The organism is Pseudomonas fluorescens (assembly GCF_902497895.1).
GTDB lineage: Bacteria > Pseudomonadota > Gammaproteobacteria > Pseudomonadales > Pseudomonadaceae > Aquipseudomonas > Aquipseudomonas fluorescens_BP.
This window is the reverse complement of sequence record NZ_CABVHQ010000001.1, coordinates 182,650-206,506: the sequence shown is the minus strand read 5'-3', so window position 1 is coordinate 206,506 and position 23,857 is coordinate 182,650. Positions and strand designations below refer to the sequence as shown.

Annotated in this window: 22 protein-coding genes and 1 pseudogene; 12 read left to right on the top strand and 11 right to left on the bottom strand. The window is 60.4% G+C overall.

What is annotated here, in order from left to right:
- Nucleotides 1-101 precede the first annotated feature (101 nt).
- Nucleotides 102-704, bottom strand: coding sequence for a Yip1 family protein (locus F8N21_RS00930; protein WP_150640311.1), 603 nt, complete (start codon nt 702-704; stop codon nt 102-104).
- Between the two features lie 490 nt (nt 705-1,194).
- On the opposite strand from F8N21_RS00930, the gene ttcA reads away from it, so the two are divergent.
- Together ttcA and F8N21_RS00920 are read left to right on the top strand one after the other, a co-directional pair.
- Nucleotides 1,195-2,019 (top strand): tRNA 2-thiocytidine(32) synthetase TtcA, encoded by an 825-nt coding sequence (ttcA, locus tag F8N21_RS00925; protein WP_150640310.1) that lies wholly within the window; start codon nt 1,195-1,197, stop codon nt 2,017-2,019.
- A 78-nt stretch (nt 2,020-2,097) separates the two neighbouring features.
- The gene (locus F8N21_RS00920; RefSeq protein ID WP_150640309.1) at nt 2,098-2,769 is read left to right on the top strand and encodes a DNA-3-methyladenine glycosylase I; all 672 of its coding nucleotides are present in this window, start codon (nt 2,098-2,100) and stop codon (nt 2,767-2,769) included.
- Between the two features lie 189 nt (nt 2,770-2,958).
- Here the strand turns inward: F8N21_RS00920 and F8N21_RS00915 are convergent, their stop codons facing one another.
- Genes F8N21_RS00915 through arsC form a run of 3 tightly spaced genes read right to left on the bottom strand, consistent with a single transcriptional unit; the run spans nt 2,959 to nt 4,332 of the window.
- Entirely contained in the window at nt 2,959-3,384 is a 426-nt protein-coding gene (locus F8N21_RS00915) for a DUF2069 domain-containing protein (protein ID WP_150640308.1), read from the bottom strand.
- Complete coding sequence (gene wrbA / locus F8N21_RS00910; RefSeq protein ID WP_150640307.1) at nt 3,377-3,982, bottom strand: NAD(P)H:quinone oxidoreductase; 606 nt, start codon at nt 3,980-3,982, stop codon at nt 3,377-3,379. Before wrbA ends, F8N21_RS00915 begins: the two co-directional genes overlap by 8 nt.
- Nucleotides 3,979-4,332, bottom strand: a complete 354-nt coding sequence (gene arsC / locus F8N21_RS00905) for an arsenate reductase (glutaredoxin) (protein ID WP_150640306.1) — start codon at nt 4,330-4,332, stop codon at nt 3,979-3,981. The genes wrbA and arsC overlap by 4 nt, the downstream gene beginning before the upstream one ends.
- Before the next feature lie 126 nt (nt 4,333-4,458).
- Between arsC and F8N21_RS00900 the strand changes: the two genes are divergently transcribed.
- Nucleotides 4,459-4,926: a TlpA family protein disulfide reductase gene (locus F8N21_RS00900; RefSeq protein ID WP_150640305.1), complete on the top strand. Its 468-nt coding sequence runs from the start codon at nt 4,459-4,461 to the stop codon at nt 4,924-4,926.
- A 213-nt stretch (nt 4,927-5,139) separates the two neighbouring features.
- On the opposite strand, the gene F8N21_RS00895 is transcribed toward F8N21_RS00900, so the two are convergent.
- The 4 genes from F8N21_RS00895 to F8N21_RS00880 all read right to left on the bottom strand — a co-directional run bounded on the left by F8N21_RS00895 (nt 5,140) and on the right by F8N21_RS00880 (nt 9,866).
- A complete protein-coding gene (locus F8N21_RS00895; protein ID WP_150640304.1) occupies nt 5,140-5,544 on the bottom strand; it encodes an META domain-containing protein in 405 nt (134 codons plus the stop codon).
- Nucleotides 5,544-5,978 carry a hypothetical protein gene (locus F8N21_RS00890; RefSeq protein WP_150640303.1) on the bottom strand — a complete coding sequence of 145 codons (435 nt, stop codon included), beginning with the start codon at nt 5,976-5,978 and terminating at the stop codon, nt 5,544-5,546. The genes F8N21_RS00895 and F8N21_RS00890 overlap by 1 nt, the downstream gene beginning before the upstream one ends.
- A gap of 92 nt (nt 5,979-6,070) precedes the next feature.
- Nucleotides 6,071-7,060, bottom strand: a complete 990-nt coding sequence (locus tag F8N21_RS00885) for a 2-hydroxyacid dehydrogenase (protein WP_150640302.1) — start codon at nt 7,058-7,060, stop codon at nt 6,071-6,073.
- 52 nt (nt 7,061-7,112) lie between these two features.
- On the bottom strand, nt 7,113-9,866 hold the full coding sequence (locus tag F8N21_RS00880) for a response regulator (protein WP_150640301.1): 2,754 nt from the start codon (nt 9,864-9,866) through the stop codon (nt 7,113-7,115).
- A 222-nt stretch (nt 9,867-10,088) separates the two neighbouring features.
- On the opposite strand from F8N21_RS00880, the gene F8N21_RS00875 reads away from it, so the two are divergent.
- From F8N21_RS00875 to F8N21_RS00845, 7 genes are all read left to right on the top strand, one after another.
- Entirely contained in the window at nt 10,089-10,811 is a 723-nt protein-coding gene (locus F8N21_RS00875; RefSeq protein WP_150640300.1) for a response regulator transcription factor, read from the top strand.
- Complete coding sequence (locus tag F8N21_RS00870; protein WP_150640299.1) at nt 10,798-12,153, top strand: sensor histidine kinase; 1,356 nt, start codon at nt 10,798-10,800, stop codon at nt 12,151-12,153. The genes F8N21_RS00875 and F8N21_RS00870 overlap by 14 nt, the downstream gene beginning before the upstream one ends.
- A gap of 178 nt (nt 12,154-12,331) precedes the next feature.
- Nucleotides 12,332-13,234 carry a cysteine synthase CysM gene (cysM, locus tag F8N21_RS00865; RefSeq protein WP_150640298.1) on the top strand — a complete coding sequence of 301 codons (903 nt, stop codon included), beginning with the start codon at nt 12,332-12,334 and terminating at the stop codon, nt 13,232-13,234.
- Entirely contained in the window at nt 13,234-14,586 is a 1,353-nt protein-coding gene (gene rlmD, locus F8N21_RS00860; RefSeq protein WP_150640297.1) for a 23S rRNA (uracil(1939)-C(5))-methyltransferase RlmD, read from the top strand. The genes cysM and rlmD overlap by 1 nt, the downstream gene beginning before the upstream one ends.
- Nucleotides 14,587-14,708: 122 nt before the next feature.
- The gene (gene relA / locus F8N21_RS00855; protein ID WP_150640296.1) at nt 14,709-16,952 is read left to right on the top strand and encodes a GTP diphosphokinase; all 2,244 of its coding nucleotides are present in this window, start codon (nt 14,709-14,711) and stop codon (nt 16,950-16,952) included.
- 124 nt (nt 16,953-17,076) lie between these two features.
- Nucleotides 17,077-17,910, top strand: a complete 834-nt coding sequence (gene mazG, locus F8N21_RS00850) for a nucleoside triphosphate pyrophosphohydrolase (protein WP_150640295.1) — start codon at nt 17,077-17,079, stop codon at nt 17,908-17,910.
- Nucleotides 17,911-17,934: 24 nt separating this feature from the next.
- Nucleotides 17,935-18,474 carry a DUF2058 domain-containing protein gene (locus F8N21_RS00845; RefSeq protein WP_150640294.1) on the top strand — a complete coding sequence of 180 codons (540 nt, stop codon included), beginning with the start codon at nt 17,935-17,937 and terminating at the stop codon, nt 18,472-18,474.
- A 203-nt stretch (nt 18,475-18,677) separates the two neighbouring features.
- Here F8N21_RS00845 and F8N21_RS00840 read toward each other — a convergent pair whose 3' ends face one another.
- From F8N21_RS00840 to purM, 3 genes are read right to left on the bottom strand one after another with little or no spacing between them, the layout of a single operon-like run.
- Nucleotides 18,678-19,391 carry a DUF3108 domain-containing protein gene (locus tag F8N21_RS00840; RefSeq protein ID WP_150640293.1) on the bottom strand — a complete coding sequence of 238 codons (714 nt, stop codon included), beginning with the start codon at nt 19,389-19,391 and terminating at the stop codon, nt 18,678-18,680.
- An 8-nt stretch (nt 19,392-19,399) separates the two neighbouring features.
- A complete protein-coding gene (purN, locus tag F8N21_RS00835) occupies nt 19,400-20,050 on the bottom strand; it encodes a phosphoribosylglycinamide formyltransferase (protein ID WP_150640292.1) in 651 nt (216 codons plus the stop codon).
- Nucleotides 20,051-20,073: 23 nt separating this feature from the next.
- Nucleotides 20,074-21,132: a phosphoribosylformylglycinamidine cyclo-ligase gene (gene purM, locus F8N21_RS00830; protein WP_150640291.1), complete on the bottom strand. Its 1,059-nt coding sequence runs from the start codon at nt 21,130-21,132 to the stop codon at nt 20,074-20,076.
- Between the two features lie 385 nt (nt 21,133-21,517).
- On the opposite strand from purM, the gene F8N21_RS00825 reads away from it, so the two are divergent.
- The gene (locus tag F8N21_RS00825; RefSeq protein ID WP_224788145.1) at nt 21,518-22,570 is read left to right on the top strand and encodes a DUF2066 domain-containing protein; all 1,053 of its coding nucleotides are present in this window, start codon (nt 21,518-21,520) and stop codon (nt 22,568-22,570) included.
- A gap of 35 nt (nt 22,571-22,605) precedes the next feature.
- Nucleotides 22,606-23,670 (top strand): annotated as a pseudogene (locus tag F8N21_RS00820) (AI-2E family transporter); the annotation flags it as partial.
- Between the last annotated feature and the right edge of the window lie 187 nt (nt 23,671-23,857).

Below are 23,857 nucleotides of genomic sequence, written 5' to 3'. Positions count from 1 at the left end.
CAATGGTCATCCATCATTAAAAGGCCGCCTTGCGGCGGCCTGTGTTGGCAGATTTCTATTTGTTTTATAGACAGCGTCTGTTGCCCTGGTGAATTGCCCCGTCAGTTGGTATAGACCGGGCCGACGCCCAGGCCCCAGACAATTACGGTAAAGGCCATGATCGCGACCAGCACGACCAACCCTACGGCCAGCACCGAGCTTGAAAACAGAAAACCCTCATCCGATGGAATGTTCATGAAGGTCGGCAAGCCGACATACAGCAGGTACACCGTGTAACAGATCGCCGCGGTACCGACGATCATTCCCAGCCACATGTGGGGATACAGCGCCGCAAGTCCTCCGACGAAGAGAGGCGTAGCGGTGTAGGTGGCAAACGCGACGCAACGAGCCAGGCTGGGACTTGCGTCATAGGTCCGGGCCATCCAGTGAATGAAGGCGCCCATCACGGCTACGCCGCCGAGCATGGCCAGGTAGGACATGATTGTCATCCACAGCGCACTTTCCTGAGTGAGCATGACCGGCGCGCGGTTACCAATAACCCAGCCGACCTGAGTGGTACCGATAAAAGCTGAAACTGCTGGAATCGCTGCGAGGATCAGCGTGTGGGTGAGGTACATGTGGCTGATGCTTTCCTCTGCGTCGCCACGGATTTCTCGCCATTCTTGATCAGGGTGGGTGAAGAGCCCCACGACGTGATGGATCATGCCAGTCACTCCTATTGTTATTGCCATCGCCCCCCAGTGGAGCGCTTACGGGCCAAGCGGCCTGAGCAAGTAAAGGTCTATATGTGTGCGACCTTATGTCGCAGTATAGAAAGGAGTTGCTTGCAACGGTACGGCGCTTTAGAGCAAATCGCGCTGTAAAAGCGTGGCTTAATCGCGGCATCTTCTGGAAACATGCAACTCTTTGTGGTGGCGGAGCTTTCTGTGGCGAGGGGGCTTGTCGGAACGCCGCATCGCCCCGTTCGGCTGCGGAGCAGTCGTAAAACCTGCATATGCGGTGTGTCAGGAAGAACCGGTTCTCAGGTTTCAGGGCCGCTCCGCGCCCCAGCGGGGGCAAGCCCCCTCGCCACATTAAGCCCCTCACCATAGGGGTTGCGATGGTCTGCCGGGATCGTCAGGGCTCTTCGCTGCCAGAAGATTTTTGCGTAAAATACTCGGCTTTTCGTCACCCACCTTCGCGGATTTCAGCGCCATGGGCACTCTTACGGTCAACCAGAACAAGCTGCAGAAACGCCTTCGTCGGCAGGCCGGTGAGGCCGTCGCCGATTTCAGAATGATCGAAGACGGCGACAAGGTCATGGTCTGCCTGTCCGGTGGCAAGGACAGTTACACCCTGCTCGACGTGCTGCTGCACTTTCAGAAGGTGGCACCGATCAGGTTCGAGATCGTTGCAGTGAACATGGACCAGAAGCAGCCGGGTTTTCCCGAGCATGTGCTGCCGGCTTATCTGAAAACCCTGGGTGTGGAATTCCACATCGTCGAAAAAGACACCTATTCGGTGGTCAAGGAGCTGATTCCCGAAGGCAAGAGCACCTGCTCGCTGTGCTCGCGCCTGCGCCGTGGCACGCTGTACACCTTCGCCGACGAGATCGGCGCGACCAAGATGGCCCTCGGTCACCACCGTGATGACATCGTCGAAACCTTCTTCCTCAACATGTTCTACAACGGCTCGCTCAAAGCCATGCCGCCCAAGCTGCGCGCCGATGACGGTCGCAACGTAGTGATCCGGCCGCTGGCGTACTGCAACGAGAAGGACATCCAGGCCTACTCCGACTTCAAACAATTCCCGATCATCCCGTGCAACCTCTGTGGTTCTCAGGAAAACCTGCAGCGTCAGGTGGTCAAGGAAATGCTTCAGGAATGGGAGCGCAAGACCCCGGGCCGGACCGAAAGCATCTTCCGCAGCTTGCAGAACGTCATTCCGTCACAATTGGCAGACCGCAACCTGTTTGATTTCACCAGCCTGCGGATCGACGAAACGGCCGCCTCGCGATTCGTCAATGTGGTGAACCTCTGATCCATATTGCGGTGCTGTGATTCTGATTGGCGGCGCTCCCTTGAGCGCCGTTTGTGTTTTTTGTCATTAGGAGAGGGCATGCGCGATTACAAGTGGCTGCACGAATATTGTCTGAACCGTTTCGGTTCGGCGGCCGAACTGGAAGCCCATCTGCCTGTCCCCAAGACTGCGGCGCAATTGCGCAAGATCAGCGATGACCGTTATCTGTCGACCCTGGCGCTAAGGGTGTTCCGCGCCGGCCTCAAACACAGTCTGGTGGACGCCAAATGGCCGGCATTCGAAGAGGTGTTCTTTGGCTTCGATCCGGAGAAAGTCGTGCTGATGGGCGCCGAGCACCTTGAGCGGTTGATGCAGGACACACGGATCATTCGCCACCTGGGCAAGCTCAAGAGCGTGCCACGCAATGCGCAGCTGGTACTGGATGTAGCGCAAGAGAAGGGCAGTTTCGGTGAGCTGATCGCCGAGTGGCCGGTGACCGATATCGTCGGCCTGTGGAAATACCTGGCCAAGCATGGTCACCAATTGGGTGGTTTGTCGGCGCCGCGCTTTCTGCGGATGGTCGGCAAGGATACATTCGTGCCGAGCTACGATGTGGTCGCGGCGCTGAATGCGCAGAAGATCGTCGACAAGGTGCCGACCAGCCTGCGGGATCTGGCGATCGTGCAGAACGCTTTCAACCAGTGGCATGCCGAGAGTGGCCGGCCGATGTGCCAGATCTCGATGATGCTGGCGTATACCGTCAACCATTGAGACCGAGTCATTACAGGCGCAACGTCCCCCCGTAGCAGCTGGCGAAGCCTGCGTTCGAGCGCGCAGCGCTCGCAAAACCTGACTCCGCGATTTTTCAGGTTAATTGCGGTGGCAGGTTTTGCGACGGCTGCGCCGCCGAACGCTGCCTCGCGTTGCTCGTCAGCTGCTACGGGGGGCCGCGGTGTCCGGTCAGGTGGTGGCGACCCCACCTTCCCCCGCCAACTTGCGATTGAGCTGAAACCGCCAGCGCACGTACAGCAACGCGCTGCAGAACAGCGCCAGGCTGGCGGCCATTTCCAGCAGACCAAACAGCTGTCGGTTCGGGTCGTAGGCGGCCAGCGCGCCCTTGATGAAGTACAGATTCACCACAAAACACATCCATGAATGCCCGCGGGCGCTGCCGCTGAGCATACCCGGTGCCATTAGCAGCAGCGGCACCAGTTCGATCAGCAGAATCACCCATGGTCGCGCGCCATGCAGGTCGGCGACGACCAGATAGTAGGCGCACAGCAGGCCGATCAGGCCGAGAAAGCAGATCAGGCTCAGTACGCGAGCGACCCGCACGCGCGGCTCCAGCCATTCGATTGGCGGCAGGATCTTGGGCTTTTTAGCCACGGTTGCTCTCCAATTGCAGGGCGGTTTTCGCCAGACGCAGGCCCAATGCCCGGCACAGCGCGATTTCGTGTTCGTCCAGTGCGCTTTTGCCATCGGCTCCAGCGTGGTGGCTGGCGCCGTAAGGGGTGCCGCCACCGCGGGTTTCCAGCAAGGCCGATTCGCTGTAGGGCAGGCCGGTAATCAGCATGCCGTGGTGCAGCAACGGCAACATCATCGACAGCAGGGTGGCTTCCTGGCCCCCGTGCAGGCTGGCGGTGGAGGTGAAGACCCCGGCCGGTTTGCCGACCAGGGCGCCGGTCAGCCACAGGTTACTGGTGCCATCGAGAAAGTACTTCAATGGCGCGGCCATGTTGCCGAAGCGGGTCGGGCTGCCCAGGGCCAGGCCTGAACAGTTCTTCAAGTCGTCGAGGCTGGCATAGAGTGCGCCTTCTTCCGGGATGCTCGGCGCTACTGCTTCACATTCGGTGGAAATCGCCGGCACCGTACGCAAACGTGCTTCTAGCCCGCCTTGCTCGATTCCGCGAGCAATCTGCCGGGCCATTTCGCTGGTCGAGCCATTGCGGCTGTAATACAGCACCAGAATGTACGGCGCACTCACGGCAGGAGCTCCAGCACTTTCTCCGGTGGACGACCGATCACGGCTTTATCGCCGATTTGCAGGATCGGTCGCTCGATGAGTTTCGGATGAGCGGCCATGGCGGCGATCAGTTGTTCCTCGCTCAGGCTGCTGTCCGCCAGGTTGAGGGTCTTGTATTCGTCTTCGCCGGTGCGCAGCAGTTCTCGGGCTCTGATGCCCAATTTGCCCAGCAGGCTCTGCAGCTGCGGGGCATCCAGCGGGGTTTCCAGGTAGCGCACCACGGTTGGAGTCAGGCCACGGGCTTGCAGCAGTTCCAGCGCACCGCGGGATTTCGAGCAGCGCGGGTTGTGATAAAGCGTCAGATCGGTCATGTGCGGGTCGCATCTTGCGTAAGGTGGCAGCTATTCTACCTGTGTGACGGGCAGTCCTGAACCTTGAGAGGCGATGGGCCTGCGTCAAGGTGGATTCAGAACCGGTTTTTCGACAAGGACCAAGACATGACCAGGCGAGTGACAGTGACATTGGCAATCATCACAACCTTGCTGCTCGGCGGTTGTGGCAATGACTATGGCGTCGATCAACAGGGGCAGAAGATCGCATCCGAGCGCCTGGACAAACAATGGCTGGTGCTCAATTACTGGGCCGAATGGTGTGGCCCGTGCCGAACCGAGATTCCCGAGCTCAACGCATTGTCCGAACAGTTGAAGGGCAAGTCGATCGATGTATTCGGGGTCAATTTCGACAATGTGCAGGGCGATGAACTGAAGAAAGCCAGTGAAGCGCTGGGGATCAGATTCACTGTGTTGGCCCAGGACCCGGCCGACTATTTCGAGTTGCCGCGCAGCGAGGCATTGCCGGTGACCTACATCATCGATGACAAGGGCAAGGTGCGTGAGCAGCTGATGGGCGAGCAGACGGCGGCGGGGGTGATGGCGAAGCTTGAGGCGTTGCAGGCGAAGAATTGAGGGGGCCTGTGGCGAGGGGGCTTTTTGTGGCGAGGGGGCTTGCCCCCGCTGGGGCGCGCAGCGGCCCTGAAACCTGCAACCCCAATCTTTCAGAAACACCGCATCTGCCGGTTTTACGACTGCTTCGCAGCCGAACGGGGCGATGCGGCGTTCCGACAAGCCCCCTCGCCACAGCAAACTCCTTCGCCACAGAAAGCTCACAATGGTTCGTGTTTAACCCTCTTCCCGCCACCAACGCAACGGCTTGCCTTCGGCCGGCCAGAAACGCACTTGCTCGATCGGCGAAATGTCCCAGTGTTGCACGGTTTCCAGTGATTGCAGGAAACGCTTCTCCTGCTCCATCAATGCCGGTGCGCACAGTTTGCGAGTGCTGCCGACCTTGCCGAAGCTGAGCTTGTCGCCTTCCAGGGTGTAGGGGGCGAACCAGTGGTTGCAGCCGGCAGTGCCATAAGCCCGACCATCTTCACCGAGGGTGATGGTCAGGTGGCTGCGGTCGATCAGCGGACGTTCGCCGATCCACTCAAGAATGTAGCTGTGTTCCTGTTGCAGCTTCACCGGTTCAGCGGCGCAACCCAACAGGCCAGCGCCAGCCATCCCCATGAGGGCAAGGCGTTTCATCAGTTTGCCTCCTGGCATTTGCGGCACAGGTGCTTCTCGTCTTTGCTCACCCAGCCAAGTTCGGCAATGCGCGCCGTGGCGGCAGGCTTTTGGGCCTTGTTGCCGAGTTTGGCGTCGACCGCAAACTCGAAGTTCAGCTCGGCCGAACAGCTGTCGCAGTTGACCTTCCAGGTGTGAATCGCCAGTTCACCGAACACCGGGCCACTGGCCACGGCAACCCATTGGCCAATCGGGTTGATCAGGTGACGGACTTTTTCCACCGTCAGGCGCATGGACAAGTCCTTGCTGCCTTTCAGGGTGACCACCAGCACGTCGTCGTTGCGTATCGAGCCACCGTTGCCGGTGACCTGATAGCGACCCGGCACCAGGGCACGGCATTCGATCAGGGTGTGTTGCGGGCTCATCAGGGTGTAGCGGAAATCGTGTTCGACCATGGGTCCTCCAAGTATGGGCGCTATGCTAGCACGCGGACGAATCCAGCATGGCCCGGGCGAATGACCTTCGATCAGCCAGGCGACCCGTGATTTCAGGCTTGCACCAGATTCTGCGGGGTGCCGGCGGCCCACGCGGCAATGTTTTGCAAGGTTGTCGCGGCAATCGCGGCCAGGGCTTCGCGGGTCAGGAAGGCCTGGTGGGCGGTGACGATGACGTTCGGGAAGGTCAGCAGACGCGCCAGCACGTCGTCCTGCAGCGGCAAGTCGGAGCGGTCCTCGAAGAACAGCTGGGCTTCTTCCTCATACACGTCCAGGCCCAGATAGCCCAATTGACCGTTCTTCAGCGCGTCGATCAGCGCCGGGGTGTCCACCAGGCCGCCGCGACCGGTGTTGATCAGCATCGCCCCGGGCTGCATATGGGCCAGTGACTGTTGGTTGATCAGGTGTTTACTGTCTGTGGTCAGCGGGCAATGCAGGCTGATGATCTGCGCTTGCGCCAGCAGGTCGGGCAGACTCAGGTAGCGGGCGCCAAGAGCTTCCACCTGCGGGTTGGGATACGGATCGTACGCCAGCAACTGACAGCCGAACCCGGCCATGATTCTGGCGAAGGTGGCGCCGATCTGCCCGGTGCCGACCACGCCGACGGTTTTGCCCACTAGATCGAACCCGGTCAGCCCATGCAGGCTGAAATCGCCTTCACGGGTACGGTTGTAGGCCCGATGCAGGCGCCGGTTCAGCGCCAGAATCAAGGCCACCGCATGTTCGGCCACCGCGTGGGGCGAGTAGGCCGGAACCCGCACGATGCTCAGCCCAAGGCGTTTCGCCGCCGCCAGGTCGACATGGTTGTAGCCGGCCGAGCGCAGGGCGATCAGTCGGGTGCCGCCGGCCGCCAACTGTTCGAGCACCGCGGCGCTGAGGTCGTCATTGATGAAGGCACAGACCGCTTCGTGATGCTCGGCCAGGGCCACCGTGTCCAGGCTCAGGCGCGCCGATTGGAACTGCAACTCGATACCGGCCGGTAACACGGTGCCGAGGAAGCTGTCGTGATCATAGGTCTGGCTACTGAAGAGAATCGTGCGCATGGCTTCATCCTTGTTCCGGGTGCGCCGAGCTTAACGCTCGGCTGCTAGTGGGTCAGGCACTGATGCGGGCTTCGCTGGCCAGGCGGTTGATGGCGCGGTCCAGTTCATCGAGGGCCGCCCAGGCTTTTTGGTCGTCCTGCTTGAGCAGGGTTTCACTGCGCTGGCAGGCTGCACGCAGTTGCGGTACACCGCAGTAGCGGGTGGCACCATGCAGGCGATGGACCCGCTCGATCAGTGCGTTCTGGTCACTGGCTTCACGGGCGATACGGATCGCTTCACGGTCGGCCTCCAGCGAAGCGAGCAACATGGCCAGCATGTCGGCTGCCAGATCGGCTTTGCCGGCCGCCAGACGCAACCCTTCTTCATGATCGAGCACCAGCAGTTCGGCGCCATTGACGTAGGACTCGCTGGGGCGCTCCGGTCCCTGATTGCGCAGCGCCAGCCCGGTCCACTTCAACACCACCTGCGCCAACTGGCGCTCACTGATAGGTTTGGTCAGGTAATCGTCCATCCCGCTTTGCAGCAAGGCGCGTTTTTCATTGGCCATGGCATGGGCGGTCAGGGCAACTATCGGCAGGGGAGTGCTGTGGCGTTCGCTTTCCCACTGGCGAATCACCTCGGTGCTCTGGCGTCCGTCCATGCCGGGCATTTGCACGTCCATCAGCACCAGGTCGAAGGCTTCCTTCTGTACCGCCTTGACCGCGGCATAGCCGCTCTCGACCGCGAGGACCTTGGCCCCCATGTCTTCAAGCAGGGTTTGCACCAGTAACAGGTTGGCCGGGTTGTCATCGACGCAGAGCACTCGCGGCGCGCGGCTGGAGAGCGGCTCGCCGGGTTCGTTGCGCAACGGCCGGGGGATGACCAGATCGGCCAGGGCCCGGCGCAGTTTGCGGGTGCAGGCCGGTTTGGCCTGCAGTTGACTGTGGGGGTTGGGTACCGAGAGATGAAACAGAGACTGTTCAGTGGTCGGGCAGAGCACCAGCACCTTGCAACCCAAAGTTTCAAGGTCCCAGATGTGCTGATTGAGACGCTCGGGCGGCATGTTCTGGGTGGTGACGCCAAGCACCGCCAGGTCGATCGCCTGATCGGTCTGGTGGGCGCTGGTGATGCCGTTGGTCAAGGCTTCCAGGGTGTTGAACGGAGTGACTTCCAGGCCACAGTCTTCCAGTTGATGCTGCAAGGCCTGGCGGGCCAGTTCGTGGTTCTCCAGCACCGCCACCCGCCGACCGAGCAGTGGCGCTGACGGCAGGTCTTCAGCATCGTCGCGGGCTTTGGGCAGGCTCAGGCTGATCCAGAACTCGGAGCCTTCGCCGGGCGTGCTCTCGACGCCGATCTCGCCGCCCATCTGTTCGATCAGGCGCTTGGAAATCACCAGCCCCAGACCGGTGCCGCCGGGTTGCCGGGACAGTGAATTGTCGGCCTGGCTGAAGGCTTGAAACAGTGCCCGTACATCCTGGTTCGACAAGCCGATGCCGGTGTCCTGAATGCTGATGCGCAGTTGCACACTGTCGTCATGTTCTTCTTCGAGCATGGCGCGGGCGACGATGGTGCCTTCGCGGGTGAACTTGATCGCGTTGCTCACCAGGTTGGTCAGGATCTGTCTGAGTCGCAGCGGATCGCCGATCAGCGACAACGGCGTATCGCGATAGACCAGACTCACCAGTTCCAGCTGCTTGGCATGGGCCGCCGGGGCGAGGATGGTCAGGGTGTCCTGCAGCAGGTCACGCAGGTTGAAGGGAATGCTGTCGAGCACCAGCTTGCCGGCCTCGATTTTCGAGAAGTCGAGAATCTCGTTGATGATCCCCAGCAGGTTGTCGGCGGATTTTTCGATGGTGCCCAGGTAATCCAGTTGGCGGGGCGTCAATTCGCTTTTCTGCAACAGATGGGTGAAGCCGAGAATGCCGTTGAGTGGTGTCCGGATTTCATGGCTCATGTTGGCCAGGAACTCGGATTTGATCCGGCTCGCTTCCAGCGCTTCCTTGCGCGCCAGGTCCAGCTCGATGTTCTGGATTTCAATGGTCTCCAGGTTCTGTCGAACGTCCTCGGTGGCCTGGTCGATGCTGTTCTGCAGTTCTTCCTGGGCATTTTGCAGGGTGCTGGCCATGCGGTTGATACCCGACGCCAACTCATCCAGCTCCTGGCTGCCGAGCCCCGGCAGGCGGGTTTCGAGATTGCCGTCCTTGAGTTGGGCGACGGCGTGTTTGATCCGGCTCAGCGGTCTATTGATGCTCCGGCTGATGTGCAGCGCCAGCAGCGTCGTGCCGGCCAGGCCCGCGGCAATCAACAGCAGGCTGACAAACAGGTTGCGATAGCCACGCAGCAGCATGCCGCTGTGGGACAGCTCGAGTTCGACCCAGCCCAACAGTCGGTTGGCTTCATTGGGTATCAAATCGCCGGCCAGGTTGCGGTGCCGGCCGAACACCGGCAGCAGGTAACGAGTCGCGTCGTTGCCGCTGCGTTGCAGCATGTGGCTGCTGTTACCGAGCGGCGGCTGATTGAGCATGCTCGGGCCGGCATGCGCCAGTAACGTGCGGTCGGGCGCGAGAAAAGACACGGCACGAACATCCATCTGTTCCAGGGCTTGAGTGGCGATGCGCTCCAGCAGATCGGTATTGTCATGGCCCATCGCGGGGGCCACCAGCGGTGCCAGTTGTTCGGCGATCATTTCGCCACGCTGCAGGAGCTGGGTTTGCAGGTCGGACTGCTGCATCCAGGTGAAATAACCGCCCAGCACCAAGGCCATCAGGCTGGTCGGCAGCAAGGTCAGCAATAGCACGCGGCCCTTTATTCCCAGTTTCTCAAGCACGCAACTCTCCTGCTTCCACGCTGTTTTTTTGAATGACAGACGAATGACTGACCCACATGCACCACCTGCGCAGTGTAGCCATTCGCAGACCGGCAATCTTCGTAGAGTAACGCCATTGTTCCCCTGCTACAGCAAGTGCCGTGCCCTTGATTGCCAGGCTCGGGTTGCTCGCGGGAGAGCAATCTTGAATAATCGTCAATTGAGAATTATTTGCAGAAGCTAATGACTCCCGTATCTGTTGGCCTTCCCCGTATTCTGGCGATTGAAGACGACCTTGTGTTGGGTGCTTATGTCCATGAGCACCTGGAGCGCTGCGGTTTTCAAGTGACCTGGTGCCAGAACGGCTGTGAAGGGCTGACGATTGCCCGGCAGCACGCCTTCGATCTGGTGCTGATGGATATTCTCCTGCCGGGCATGGATGGCCTGGCGGTGCTGACTCGTTTGCGCGAAAGCCATTCGATTCCGGTGATCATGATGTCGGCATTGGGCGCCGAGGCGGACCGCATCAGCGGCTTTCGGCTGGGGGCCGATGACTATTTGCCCAAACCCTTCAGCATGGCCGAGTTGCGAGTGCGCATCGAAGCCATTCTGCGTCGGGTCGCGCTGGATCGCCGGCAGACTCCGGCCCCGCTCGACAGCGACAGCCAAAGCCTGCGCTTCGACGATGAAGGGTGCGATGTCTGCTACGCCGAGCAATGGGCCGGTATGACCCGCAGCGAGTACCGGCTGCTGGAGACCCTGAAGCGCAATGGTGAGGAAGTGCTGAGCAAGGCCTTCCTTTATCAACATGTCCTGCAACGCGGTTATGCCCCCCACGACCGCAGCCTGGATATGCATATCAGTCAGATCCGCCGCAAGCTCAAGGCTATCGGCTACAGCGAACGTGAGGTGCGCACGGTCTGGGGCAAGGGTTATGTGTTGAGTGCGATCGATGAAATGCTCTGATCTGCCAGGCCGGCACTCGCTGTTCTGGAAGCTGGCTTTGTTGCTGGTGGCGTTCTGTCTGCTGATGATCTGGCTGAGTTGGTCCTGGGGTCGGTACATGGAGAAGAAGAATCTTTTCTTGTCCGATGAAGCCCGGATCACCCTCAGCAGGTACGCCGCCGAAGCGGAGCAGGCCTGGGTTCAAGGCGAGGGTGCCGGTGTCGATGCCTGGGTGCAGGCCATGGGCGAGCGTGAACGCAACTGGGTCGGGGTCATCGGCCACGATCTGCAATCGCTCGGCAGCTACCCGCTGAATGAAGCGCAGAGCCAACGCCTGACCTTTCTGCGGGGCCTGGATTGGCCGATGAGCCGGCGTACCCGGGGTTTGCCCTGGTTGAAAATTCCCTTCCCCGACGATCCCGCCGCCGGCAGCCTGGTAATCGAACTGCCGCAGCGTTTTATGCCCGGACGTTACCGGGTGTTCTGGCGGGTGGTGACCAACGGGGTGATCCCCGGGTTGTTCACGCTGCTGCTGTGCGTCGGTCTATATCGTTTGCTGGTGGTGCCCTTGAATAATTTGCGCGAGCAGGCCAACGCCTGGCGTGCCGATCAACTGGGCGCACGCCTGTCGACCCAGACCACCAGTCGCTCCGATGAGTTGGGTGAGCTGGGGCGGGCTTTCGATCAGATGTCCGAGCGCCTGCAAAGTACCGTGGCGTTGCAGCAACAATTGCTTCGGGACCTCTCTCACGAACTGCGCACGCCTTTGAGCCGCTTGCGCGTGGCCAGTGAAAGCGAGCAGAGCCTGGAGCAACTGCGCGAACGCCTGGGGCGGGAAGTCGACGGCATGCAGCGGCTGGTGGAAGACACCCTGCAACTGGCCTGGCTCGACACCGAACGCGCGCCGCTGGCCGAAGAAGAGATCCAGGTCCAGGCGCTGTGGGAAATGCTCACTGAAAACGCCTGTTTCGAAAGCGGCTGGCCGGCGAGCCAGTTGCAATGTTCCCTGGAGGCTTCCTGCTGGGTGCGCGGCCATCTGAACACTTTGGCCCAGGCATTGGAAAATATGCTGCGCAATGCCATCCGTCATTCTCCGGCGGGTGGCATCGTGCGCCTCGACGGTCGCCGGCAAGGCGCTTATTGGCATCTGTGGCTGGAAGATCAGGGTGGCGGCGTGGCCGAGGAGGCGCTGGAGCGAATTTTCGCGCCGTTCACCCGACTCGACGGCTCGCGTCCCGGCGACGGTGGGTTTGGCCTGGGCCTGAGCATCGCGCGCAATGCCGTGCAGCGTCAGGGCGGTAGCTTGTGGGCGGAAAATACCGGGCAGGGGCTGCGGTTGAACATGCGGTTGTTGGCCCTTTGATCGGCGCACACCACCTCGCGCGTAGGAGCTGCTGCAGGCTGCGATCTTTTGATCTTGCTTCAACCCACGAAACCACTGCTTATACCTATAAGCCATAAGCACCACACTTTGCGTGATATGGACTCCAGGCGTTTGTCGGTATGATAGTCGCCCCCGCAGTCTGGATTGCGAATACGCCATGACCTTGCAGTACCCAACCATCGCCGATTGCGTCGGCAACACTCCGCTGGTCCGTTTGCAGCGCCTGCCCGGCGCCACCAGCAACACCCTGCTGCTCAAGCTCGAGGGTAATAACCCGGCGGGTTCGGTCAAGGACCGTCCGGCGCTGTCGATGATCGCCCGCGCCGAGTTGCGCGGGCAGATCCACCCCGGCGATACGCTGATCGAAGCAACCTCGGGTAACACCGGGATCGCTCTGGCGATGGCTGCGGCGATCAAGGGCTACAAGATGATCCTGATCATGCCCGACAGCTCCAGCGCCGAGCGCAAGGCGGCGATGACCGCCTATGGCGCCGAGTTGATCCTGGTCAGCCAGGAAGAGGGCATGGAAGGCGCTCGCGACCTTGCCGACCGGATGCAGGCCGATGGCCGCGGCAAGGTGCTCGACCAGTTCGCCAACGGCGACAACCCCGAGGCGCACTACACTGGCACCGGCCCGGAAATCTGGCGCCAGACCGAAGGCAGCATCACCCATTTCATCAGCTCCATGGGCACTACCGGCACCATCATGGGCGTTTCGCGCTACCTGAAGGAGCAGAACCCCGAGGTGCAGATCGTCGGGCTGCAGCCGATGGAAGGCTCGGCCATTCCCGGCATTCGCCGCTGGCCGCAGGAATACCTGCCGAAGATCTATCAGGCCGATCGGGTCGACCGGATCGTCGACATGGCCCAAAGCGAAGCCGAGGACGTGACCCGTCGTCTGGCCCGCGAAGAAGGCATTTTCTGTGGCGTCTCTTCGGGCGGTGCGGTGGCAGCGATGCTGCGTCTGTCCCGGGAAGTCGAAAACGCGGTGATGGTCGCGATCATCTGTGACCGTGGCGACCGTTACCTGTCGACCGGCATTTTCGACGCGCCCAACTGATGGCCAAGCAAGAGAGAGGCCTGCGCTTCCAACCGACTGGTGGCAGTCGGGCCCCACAAGTGCCCACTGGCAAAAAACAGCGCTTGACCATTGAACGACTGGCCAACGACGGCCGGGGTATCGCCTTCCTTGAGGGGCGTACCTGGTTCGTTGCCGGCGCCCTGGCCGGTGAAGAGGTCGAAGCGCGGGTCCTGGGTGCCCACGCTAAAGTCGTCGAGGCACGCACCGAACGGGTATTGCTGGCCAGTGATCTGCGCCGTCCGGCAACTTGCGCCCATGCCGGACGCTGCGGCGGTTGCAGCGTGCAGCATCTGCCCCATAGCGAACAGCTTGCGCTGAAACAGCGCATGCTCGCCGAGCAGTTGTCGCGAGTTGCCGGTGTTGAACCCGAAGAGTGGGCTGCACCCTTGAGCGGGCCGGAGTTTGGCTACCGGCGTCGTGCCCGGGTGGCGGTACGTTGGGATGCCAAGGCAAAAAAACTCGAGGTGGGTTTCCGTGCGGCAGGCAGCCAGGACATCGTCGGCATCAATGATTGTCCGGTACTGGTACAGCCCTTGCAGCCGATCATCAAGCGCTTGCCGGAAATGCTGCGCCGCTTGAGCAAACCCCAGGCGTTGGGGCATGTCGAATTATTTCGGGGCTCATCCAGCGCAGTTTTACTGCGGCACCTGGCGCCGCTGTCTGCCGCTGATTTGACCATACTCAAGGAATTCTGTGCCTTCCATGAAGCCCAATTGTGGCTGCATGGCGAAGGCCAGCCGCAACCGGTCGAGCCGGATCAGCAATTGGGCTATCGTCTGGAGACCTGGGATTTGCATCTGGCTTATCGGCCAGGCGATTTCATCCAGGTCAACGCCGGGGTCAATGAAGCGATGATCGCCCAGGCGCTGGAGTGGTTGGCGCCGAAGGCTGACGATCGGGTCCTCGATTTGTTCTGTGGCCTGGGCAATTTTGCACTGCCTCTGGCTCGTCAGGTCAAGGAAGTGGTAGCGGTGGAAGGCGTGGCGACCATGGTCGAGCGTGCCACCGAAAATGCGGCTAGCAATAATCTGCATAATGCAAAGTTTTTTCAGGCCGATTTATCCCAGCCCTTGGCCGATACCGAATGGGCCGGCGAGGACTTTTCTGCGGTACTCTTGGACCCACCCCGTGACGGTGCTTTCGAGGTGGTGCGCAAGCTCGCAACCCTGGGTGCCAAACGGTTGGTGTATGTGTCGTGCAACCCAGCGACTCTGGCCCGCGACACGGCTGAATTGATCAAGCAGGGCTACCGGTTAAAACGTGCCGGGATCCTCGATATGTTTCCTCAGACGGCACATGTCGAGGCCATGGCGTTATTTGAAGCGAACTAGGATGGTTCTGGTCCGACTGGCCCGCTGATGCATGACCCTCGCCAGCCCAGCGAGGGAACATTGGCAACGAAGGGTCAGCGATTTTGACGCATTGAATGTGCGTCATAGGGAAGGTAAGCAAGATGGTACAGGTGAGAGCACACCAGCCGATCAACACCGACGGCAGTATCAATCTCGAGGCATGGCTCGATCATGCGGTCAGTGTCGATCTGGCGCTGGACCGTGAAGCCTTGAAAGAAGCCTGCGAGTTCGCTCGCGAGGCCGAGCAGCAAGACAATGCGGCGAAGAATCTCTGGGCCGAGGGGATGTCGAGTTTCCGTACCGGTCTTGAGATCGCGGAAATTCTCGCCGACCTCAAGCTCGATCAGGATTCGCTGGTGGCCGCGGTGCTGTACCGCGGAGTCCGTGAAGGCCAGATCCAGCTACCGGTGGTCAGTCAGCGTTTTGGCCCGGTGGTGGCCAAGCTGATCGACGGCGTGCTGCGCATGGCGGCGATCAGCGCCAGTCTGAGCCCGCGCCAGTCGTTGGTACTCGGCAGCCAGGGCCAGGTGGAGAACCTGCGCAAGATGCTGGTGGCCATGGTCGACGACGTGCGTGTCGCGTTGATCAAGCTGGCCGAGCGTACCTGCGCGATTCGTGCGGTGAAAACCGCCGACGATGAAAAGCGCAACCGGGTCGCCCGGGAAGTCTTCGACATCTATGCGCCCCTGGCTCACCGTCTCGGGATCGGGCATATCAAGTGGGAGCTGGAGGATTTGTCCTTCCGTTACCTGGAGCCCGATCAGTACAAGCAGATCGCCAAGTTGCTGCATGAACGTCGCCTCGATCGCGAGCGGTTCATCTCTGATGTGATGAACCAATTGCAGAGCGAGTTGCAGGCCACCGGCGTTGATGCCGACATTAGCGGCCGGGCCAAGCACATCTATTCGATCTGGCGCAAAATGCAGCGCAAGGGTCTGGAGTTCAGCCAGATCTACGACGTGCGCGCGGTGCGGGTGCTGGTGCCGGAAATGCGCGACTGCTACACCGCGCTGGGTATCGTCCATACCTTGTGGCGGCACATCCCGAAAGAATTCGACGACTACATCGCCAACCCTAAAGAGAACGGCTACCGCTCGTTGCATACGGCGGTCATTGGTCCTGAAGGCAAGGTGCTGGAAGTGCAGATCCGCACCCATGCGATGCACGAAGAGGCCGAGCTGGGCGTTTGTGCCCACTGGCGCTACAAGGGGACTGACGTCAAATCCGGTTCCAATCACTACGAAGAGAAAATCTCCTGGCTGCGTCAGGTGCTCGAGTGGCATGAAGAACTGGGCGACATCGGTGGTCTGGCCGAACAACTGCGGGTCGATATCGAGCCGGATCGGGTGTACATCTTCACCCCGGACGGCCATGCCATCGACTTGCCCAAAGGCTCGACACCGCTGGACTTCGCCTACCGCGTGCACACCGAAATAGGCCACAACTGCCGCGGTGCGAAGATCAACGGGCGCATCGTTCCGCTCAACTACAGCCTGCAAACCGGTGAACAGGTCGAGATCATCACCAGCAAGCACGGCACGCCGAGCCGCGACTGGCTGAACCCGAACCTGGGGTACATCACCACCTCACGGGCACGGGCGAAGATCGTCCACTGGTTCAAGTTGCAGGCCCGTGATCAAAACGTCGCCGCCGGTAAAACCCTGCTCGAACGTGAGCTGGGACGGTTGGGCTTGCCGCAGGTGGATTTCGATAAACTGGCCGAAAAGGCCAACATGAAAATCGCCGAGGACATGTTTGCCGCGTTGGGAGCCGGTGATTTACGCCTGGCACAACTGGTCAATCTGGCCCAGCAACTGGTCGAGCCGGAACGCGGCAATGAACAGCTGGAACTGATTCCGCGCAAGGCCACCGGTTACAAACCGGGCAAGCGCGGCGACATCCAGATTCAGGGCGTCGGTAACCTGATGACCCAGATGGCCGGCTGCTGCCAGCCACTGCCGGGGGATGCGATCGTCGGTTACATCACCCAGGGCCGGGGCGTCAGCATTCACCGTCAGGACTGCGCGTCGGTCTTGCAATTGGGTGGCCGTGAGCCGGAGCGAATCATCCAGGTCAGTTGGGGCCCGGTGCCGGTGTTGACCTATCCGGTCGACATTATCATCCGCGCCTACGACCGTTCCGGATTGCTGCGCGACGTCTCGCAAGTGCTGCTCAACGAGCGGATCAATGTACTGGCGGTCAATACCCGTTCGAACAAGGAAGACAACACTGCGTTGATGTCCTTGACCATCGAGATTCCGGGGCTGGATGCGTTGGGTCGGTTGCTGGGGCGTATCTCCCAGTTGCCGAACATCATTGAAACACGGCGCAACAGAACGCCTTGAAATGCGATCCCTGTAGGAGCTGCCGCAGGCTGCGATCTTTTGATCTTGATCTGCGGTGCTCCTGAAAAAAAGATCGCAGCCTACGGCAGCTCCTACGGGGAGCGCGTTTCAACGAGAGTTATTGATGTACAACCTTGAAGACTTGCTACACCTGATGGCCCGGCTGCGGGATCCGCAGTACGGCTGTCCGTGGGATCTCAAGCAGACTTATCAAACCATCGTGCCCCACACCCTGGAAGAGGCCTACGAGGTCGCTGACGCCATCGAGCGCGGTGACTTCGATCACCTGCAGGGCGAGCTGGGCGATTTGCTGTTCCAGGTGGTTTATTACAGCCAGCTGGCCCGGGAAGAAGGGCGCTTCGAATTCGACGGCGTGGTCGATAGCATCACCCGCAAATTGATTCGACGTCATCCCCATGTGTTCCCGACTGGCGATCTGTATGCTTCGCTGGATATCCCGCGGCTCGACGAAGATCAGGTCAAGCAGCGCTGGGAGGAGATCAAGGCCGAAGAGCGAGCGGAGAAATCCGCGGCGCCGCAACAGCTGTCCTTGCTTGACGATGTACCCGCGGCGCTGCCGGCGCTGTCCCGTTCGGCGAAGTTGCAGAAGCGTGCAGGACAGGTCGGTTTCGACTGGCCGGATGCCTTGCCGGTGCTGGATAAGGTCCGCGAAGAACTCGATGAAGTGCTCGAAGCTATGGCCGACGACGACTCGGTAGCGATTGCCGATGAAGTCGGCGACCTGCTGTTTTCCGTGGTCAATCTGGCGCGTCATCTCAAGGTTGATCCGGAAACCGCACTGCGTGGCGCCAACAGCAAGTTTGAAAGACGCTTCCGATTTATCGAACAGGCATTGCGCGACACCCACCGTCCCATAGAAGATTGCACCCTCGAAGAGTTGGACGCCTTGTGGGGCGAAGCCAAACGTCAGGAAAAGAATTTGCCCAGCTGCGGCTGAGCCGTTGCCTAAGTGAGTAAGTACATGAGCCTTTCCCTTCGCGACCAGTTGCTCAAAGCAGGGCTGGTCAACCAAAAGCAGGCCAAACAGGTCGGCAAAGAAAAACAGAAACAGCAGCGCCTGGTGCACAAAGGCCAGATTGAACAGGACGATACCCAGCAGCGACTGGCCCAGGAAGCCCTGGCCGAAAAGGTCAAGCGCGACCAGGAGCTCAATCGTCAGCAACAGGAAAAGGTCGAGCACAAAGCCCGTGCCGCGCAGGTCAAGCAATTGATCGAAGCCACGCGCTTGCCGAAGCTGACCACCGAGGACTACTACAACTTCGTCGACGACAAAAAGGTCAAGCGCCTGTCGGTGAACACGCTGATGCGCAACAAGCTCAGCAACGGTTCGCTGGCCATCGTTCATCATGGCGGCGGCTACGAAGTGATCCCCCGTGAGGCGGCGCTGAAGATCCAGGAGCGCGATCCGCAACGCATCGTGCAACTCAATGTGGTGACCGAAGCGCCGGATGAAGATGATCCGTACGCGGCTTATCAGATCCCCGATGATCTGATGTGGTGATGGGCTAGGGATTTGTGTGGTCTGTCCGGGCCTCATCGCGAGCAAGCTCGCTCCCACACTGGATCTGTGTCGGACATATGATGGTGTGATCGACACAAAACCTGTGGGAGCGAGCTCGCTCGCGATAGCGGTCTGACAGGCAACATCCAGACGGCAGACGAAAAAAGCCCCGCAATCGCGAGGCTTTTTTTATTTGGTGCGGATCAGCTGCCTTTGACAGTCTTGCCGTTGACGTCGCCGTTCAGGAGCATGATGTTGTACTCCTTGCCGTCGGTCTCGACCTGTTGCAGGCGCACCAGCAAGTAATCCCAGTCCTTGGCGAACCACATCACGGTGATGCGTTTGCTTTGAGTAGGGTCACGCACGCGCTCGACCTTGATCGCATCGATCTGGCCGGCCTTGGTGTCGACTTTTTCGGAGCCCAGCACGCGGAAGTCGTAGGTGTCGACATCGCCACCATCCACCACCTGGTAACTCATGCTTTTCTTGCCGGCGGCTACGTCATGCTGCAAGGCGAGCTGATAGGTGGATTTGTCGACCATGCCGCGATTCAAAGGCAATTTGACGGGGTCGCCGCGATCGGTGCCGGTGACCATTTTGGTCGACCAGTCGAAATCCAGGTCGGCCTTCTTGGCTTTACCCAGGCCGCCGCGCTCGAAGTGATACGACTGCGGCAGCAGGGTGTCCTTGTCCAGCGTCAGCGTACTTTCTTCGGTCAAGCTGGCGATCATCATGGATGCCTTGAAACTCATGGTCCATGAGCCGTCGGCATTTTTTTTCAGGCTGCGTTCTGCCGTGCCGCTCATGGGAAGTTGCTTCCAGTCGGCGGTATAGCTGGCGGAGAAAGGTTGAAGTTCTGCGGCCTGCACAACGGGCAGAGCAAACAGAGCACAAGCGAAGAGCAGGACGCGACGCATAAAATCTCCTAGTTTCGAATCAAGTGGCCACTGGCCCCCAGTAACTGTCCATCCAGTATTGCACCCTGTTCGCCAAGCGCTAACCGGCCTTCGGCAAACCAGCGCACGGCCATCGGGTAAATCCGGTGTTCCTGGACATGGACTCGCTGCGCCAGACTTTGCGGCGAGTCGCCTAACTCTACCGGGATCAATGCCTGTACGACCAGTGGTCCGCCATCGAGTTCCTCGGTCACGAAGTGCACGCTGCAGCCGTGCTCCGTGTCTGCGGCCTCCAACGCTCGCTGATGAGTGTGTAACCCTTTGTATTTGGGTAGCAGCGAAGGATGGATATTGAGCAGGCGACCCTGGTAGTGACGCACGAAATCAGCGCTGAGAATGCGCATGAATCCGGCCAGGACCACCAGCTTGGGCTCGAAGGCGTCGATCAGTTCGATCAACGCGGCATCGAAGGCCTCGCGACCTTCGAAAGCCTTGTGATCCAGCGTGCGGGTTTCGATACCCGCATCGAAGGCGCGTTGCAGGCCGTAGGCGTCGGCGCGGTTGGAGATCACCGCGCGGATGCGGGCCGGGTTGTCCCCGGCCTGACTGGCGTCGATCAGAGCCTGCAAGTTGCTGCCGGAGCCGGACAGCAGCACCACGACATCACAGGTTGCTTGCATCCGTTCTTGCATCCGTTCTTGCATCAGTGAACCTTGAGGTTTTTCAGCTCGACCGAAGCTGCGCCTTCGGCGGCAGTCGCGATCTGGCCGATGACCCATGGTTGCTCGCCGGCTTCACGCAGAACGTTCAGGGCAATTTCAACGTGCTCCTGAGCCACGCAGATCACCATGCCCACGCCGCAGTTCAGCACGCGGTGCATTTCCACTTCTTCAACGTTGCCTTTCTCTTGCAGCCAGTCGAACACAGCCGGGCGCTGCCAGCTGGCGACGTCAACCACGGCCTGAGCGCCTTTTGGCAGCACCCGCGGGATGTTGTCGAGCAGGCCACCACCGGTGATGTGGGCCATGGCCTTGACCGCGCCGGTGTCCTTGATCAACTTGAGCAGCGGCTTCACGTAGATACGGGTCGGGGCCATCAGCAGGTCGGTCAGCGGCTTGCCGTCGAGCTGGATGTTTTCGATGTCGGCACCGGACACTTCAATGATCTTGCGGATCAGCGAGTAGCCGTTGGAGTGCGGACCGGAAGACGGCAGGGCGAGCAGGGCATCGCCGGCGGCGACTTTCGAGCCGTCGATGATTTCGGATTTTTCCACGACGCCGACGCAGAAGCCGGCCAGGTCGTAGTCTTCGCCTTCGTACATGCCCGGCATTTCAGCGGTTTCACCGCCGACCAGGGAGCAACCGGACAACTCACAGCCAGCGCCGATACCGGTCACTACCTGGGTCGCGGTCTCGACATTGAGTTTGCCGGTGGCGTAGTAGTCGAGGAAGAACAGCGGCTCGGCGCCACAGACCACCAGGTCGTTCACACACATGGCAACCAGGTCGATGCCAATGCTGTCGTGTTTGTTCAGGTTCAGCGCCAGACGCAGCTTGGTGCCGACGCCGTCGGTTCCGGAGACCAGAACCGGTTGTTTGTAACCGGCCGGGATTTCGCAGAGGGCGCCGAAACCGCCCAGGCCGCCCATGACTTCCGGGCGCGCAGTGCGCTTGGCGACGCTCTTGATGCGTTCGACCAATGCTTCACCGGCGTCGATGTCTACACCGGCGTCCTTGTAGCTCAGGGAGGGTTGCTTGCTCATGATCCAGGCCTTTAGGGGGGATTCAGGGGTAACGACCGAGTCCAGTGGGACCCACTGAAACAGGCGAAGGGCAATTGCCGACGCGAATTTCCGGGTGCCCGACTGTTGCCGGTCTGCGAAGGCGCGCGATTTTATCAGGCTTGAGGGGCAGCGGCCATCCTCGGGCCGACGGGCAGGGACATATCACGTTAAAAAATCCGTTATTACACAAGATGGTCGCCTCTTCCGTGACTGTATAAGGTATAGACATTAACCAGCTATGGTTACGACTGTTCGAAAACTTACCAAGGTCCTGTGAATGTTTTGCCAGGCGTTGTGGTCACAGCCTTGCTCAATTCTGTTCATGCGGCCTGTTCCAGCCGCTTTTTGCCGTCAGGAATACTCCATGCGTCTGTGTAAATTACTAGTTGTGGGCTGTTTATCTTTTTTCAGCCTGGCGAGTCATGCCGAAACACTCAATGGGTTGTATCAAGTACGCGAACCGGTCAGCAGTCAGACCCCGCAAGAGCGCGATCAAGCCACGCAACGCGCTTTGGATACCCTGGTGCTGCGCCTGACTGGTGATGCCAAGGCGGCGCAAAACCCGGGGCTGGCGGCTATTCGCAAGGATCCGCAGCAGATCATCAGCCGATACGGCTATGACGCCGGGCCACCGGAAAGCCTGAAGGTGGATTTCGATCCGGTCAGCACCGATCGGGCCTTGCGTCAGGCCGGGTTGGCTTTGTGGGGCAGCAATCGCCCGTCGATTCTTGGTTGGTGGCTCAATGATTCAGCTGAAGGCTCGAGCCTGGTCGGCGATGGTCAGGCCAGCGCCGCGCCGCTGCGTCGTGCAGCCCAGCACCGCGGCTTGCCGTTGCGCCTGCCGTTGGCTGATTTGAATGAACAGATTGTCGCTACTGCACCGCATCTTGAGGGAGCCGACCCGGCCCCGCTGCGCGCGGCCTCGCAACGCTACGCCGCCGACGCCTTGCTGGCGGTGCATGCCAATGAGGAAGAGGGCGGGCAGTGGCAGGCCAAATGGCGTCTGTGGCTGGGTGATCAGCGCGAACAGGGCACTGTGCAAGGCGCCGACCCTGCGGCTCTCGCCGATGCGGTGTTACTGGCCGTCAGTCAGAAACTGGCACCACGCTTCGTCGCCAAGGCCGGAGCCTCCACCGAGCAGCTGCTGGAAGTGCAGGGCATGACCCTGGAACGTTACGCGGCACTCGGGCAACTGCTTGAGCCGTTTCGCGCGAAACTGCTGCGCGTCGAGGGCGACCGGGTTATTTATCAGGTCACTGGCAGCGCCGAACAATTGCGCGCGCAGTTGGGCCTGGCGAAGCTGCAAGAGGTGCCTGCCGGGCAACTGGCGCCGCCAGTGCCTGCTCAGCCAGCGGTCGCAGGCGCGGTGCCGGTTGCTGCGCCAGCACCCGCCGCGCAATTGCATTTCCGTTGGTAAGTTGTTCTTTCCCTATATAGAAGCTGGAGCGGTTCATGGCTGATACGCGTCGTTGGGTGTGGTTGGGTGGGGTGATCCTGCTGTTCGCCTTTGTGTACCTGTTGCATCCGATCCTCACGCCGTTCCTGGTGGCGCTGCTGTTGGCCTATCTGTTCGACCCGCTGGTGGATCGCCTGGAGGCGCTCGGTCTCTCGCGAACCTGGGGCGTGGTGGCGGTGTTTGCGCTGTTCTGCGTGATCGTCATGACGCTGTTGCTAGTGCTGGTGCCAATGCTGGCCAAGCAGCTGTTGCGCTTGTATGAACTGCTGCCGCAAATGCTCGACTGGTTGCAGCACACCGCCATGCCATGGGCGCAATCGAAGCTGGGGCTTGCCGATGGTTTCTGGAAGTTCGACAAGATCAAGGCGGCCATCACCGAGCATATGGGCCAGACCACCGACATTGTTGGCATAGTGCTTAGCCAGGCAACCGCTTCCGGCCTGGCCTTGATCGCTTTGCTGGCCAATCTGGTGCTGATCCCGGTGGTCAGTTTCTACCTGCTGCGTGACTGGGACCTGATGATGGCGAAGATCCGCAGCCTGCTGCCTCGCGATCGTGAGGAGCGCGCGGTGATATTGGCCGGCGAGTGCCATGAGGTACTCGGGGCTTTTGTTCGTGGCCAGCTGCTGGTGATGGTCGCCCTGGGAGTGATCTACTCGGCTGGTTTGATGCTGGTCGGGCTTGAACTGGGGCTGTTGATCGGGATGATTGCCGGGCTGGCGGCCATTGTGCCGTACATGGGCTTCGTCATCGGCATCGGCGCGGCCCTGGTGGCTGGCCTGTTCCAGTTTGGTGGCGACCTGTATCCGATGGTCGGCATCGTCGCGGTATTCATGGTCGGTCAGGCGCTGGAAGGCATGGTCCTGACGCCATTGCTGGTGGGGGACCGGATCGGTCTGCACCCGGTAGCGGTGATCTTCGCCATTCTGGCGGGCGGTGAGCTGTTTGGCTTTACCGGGATCCTGCTGGCCTTGCCGGTGGCCGCGGTAATCATGGTGCTGGTGCGTCATGTACACGATTTGTACAAGGATTCGGATATCTACACCGGAGTGGAAGACCCAGTAACGCCTTCTGACGTGTTGCCAAAGGCCGCCCGGGGCAATGCAGAACTCGCCCTGGGCGTCCCCGGGACGGTCACAAGCACCGTCAAACAAACCCCGCCGATTCTTCCGGGTTAACGCAAACCTTTGATTTTGCTTATGGTCTGCTGCATTGTGCGCCCGGCGTCACGGGTATAAACTTTGCACA

What these genes read in the sequence shown, in the direction of transcription:
- F8N21_RS00930 (WP_150640311.1), bottom strand. Translation starts at nt 704, where the DNA reads ATGATCCATCACGTCGTGGGGCTCTTCACCCACCCTGATCAAGAATGG.
- ttcA (WP_150640310.1), top strand. Translation starts at nt 1,195, where the DNA reads ATGGGCACTCTTACGGTCAACCAGAACAAGCTGCAGAAACGCCTTCGT.
- F8N21_RS00920 (WP_150640309.1), top strand. Translation starts at nt 2,098, where the DNA reads ATGCGCGATTACAAGTGGCTGCACGAATATTGTCTGAACCGTTTCGGT.
- arsC (WP_150640306.1), bottom strand. Translation starts at nt 4,332, where the DNA reads ATGACCGATCTGACGCTTTATCACAACCCGCGCTGCTCGAAATCCCGC.
- F8N21_RS00900 (WP_150640305.1), top strand. Translation starts at nt 4,459, where the DNA reads ATGACCAGGCGAGTGACAGTGACATTGGCAATCATCACAACCTTGCTG.
- F8N21_RS00895 (WP_150640304.1), bottom strand. Translation starts at nt 5,544, where the DNA reads ATGAAACGCCTTGCCCTCATGGGGATGGCTGGCGCTGGCCTGTTGGGT.
- F8N21_RS00890 (WP_150640303.1), bottom strand. Translation starts at nt 5,978, where the DNA reads ATGGTCGAACACGATTTCCGCTACACCCTGATGAGCCCGCAACACACC.
- F8N21_RS00885 (WP_150640302.1), bottom strand. Translation starts at nt 7,060, where the DNA reads ATGCGCACGATTCTCTTCAGTAGCCAGACCTATGATCACGACAGCTTC.
- F8N21_RS00875 (WP_150640300.1), top strand. Translation starts at nt 10,089, where the DNA reads ATGACTCCCGTATCTGTTGGCCTTCCCCGTATTCTGGCGATTGAAGAC.
- F8N21_RS00870 (WP_150640299.1), top strand. Translation starts at nt 10,798, where the DNA reads ATGAAATGCTCTGATCTGCCAGGCCGGCACTCGCTGTTCTGGAAGCTG.
- cysM (WP_150640298.1), top strand. Translation starts at nt 12,332, where the DNA reads ATGACCTTGCAGTACCCAACCATCGCCGATTGCGTCGGCAACACTCCG.
- rlmD (WP_150640297.1), top strand. Translation starts at nt 13,234, where the DNA reads ATGGCCAAGCAAGAGAGAGGCCTGCGCTTCCAACCGACTGGTGGCAGT.
- relA (WP_150640296.1), top strand. Translation starts at nt 14,709, where the DNA reads ATGGTACAGGTGAGAGCACACCAGCCGATCAACACCGACGGCAGTATC.
- mazG (WP_150640295.1), top strand. Translation starts at nt 17,077, where the DNA reads ATGTACAACCTTGAAGACTTGCTACACCTGATGGCCCGGCTGCGGGAT.
- F8N21_RS00845 (WP_150640294.1), top strand. Translation starts at nt 17,935, where the DNA reads ATGAGCCTTTCCCTTCGCGACCAGTTGCTCAAAGCAGGGCTGGTCAAC.
- F8N21_RS00840 (WP_150640293.1), bottom strand. Translation starts at nt 19,391, where the DNA reads ATGCGTCGCGTCCTGCTCTTCGCTTGTGCTCTGTTTGCTCTGCCCGTT.
- purN (WP_150640292.1), bottom strand. Translation starts at nt 20,050, where the DNA reads ATGCAAGCAACCTGTGATGTCGTGGTGCTGCTGTCCGGCTCCGGCAGC.
- purM (WP_150640291.1), bottom strand. Translation starts at nt 21,132, where the DNA reads ATGAGCAAGCAACCCTCCCTGAGCTACAAGGACGCCGGTGTAGACATC.
- F8N21_RS00825 (WP_224788145.1), top strand. Translation starts at nt 21,518, where the DNA reads ATGCGTCTGTGTAAATTACTAGTTGTGGGCTGTTTATCTTTTTTCAGC.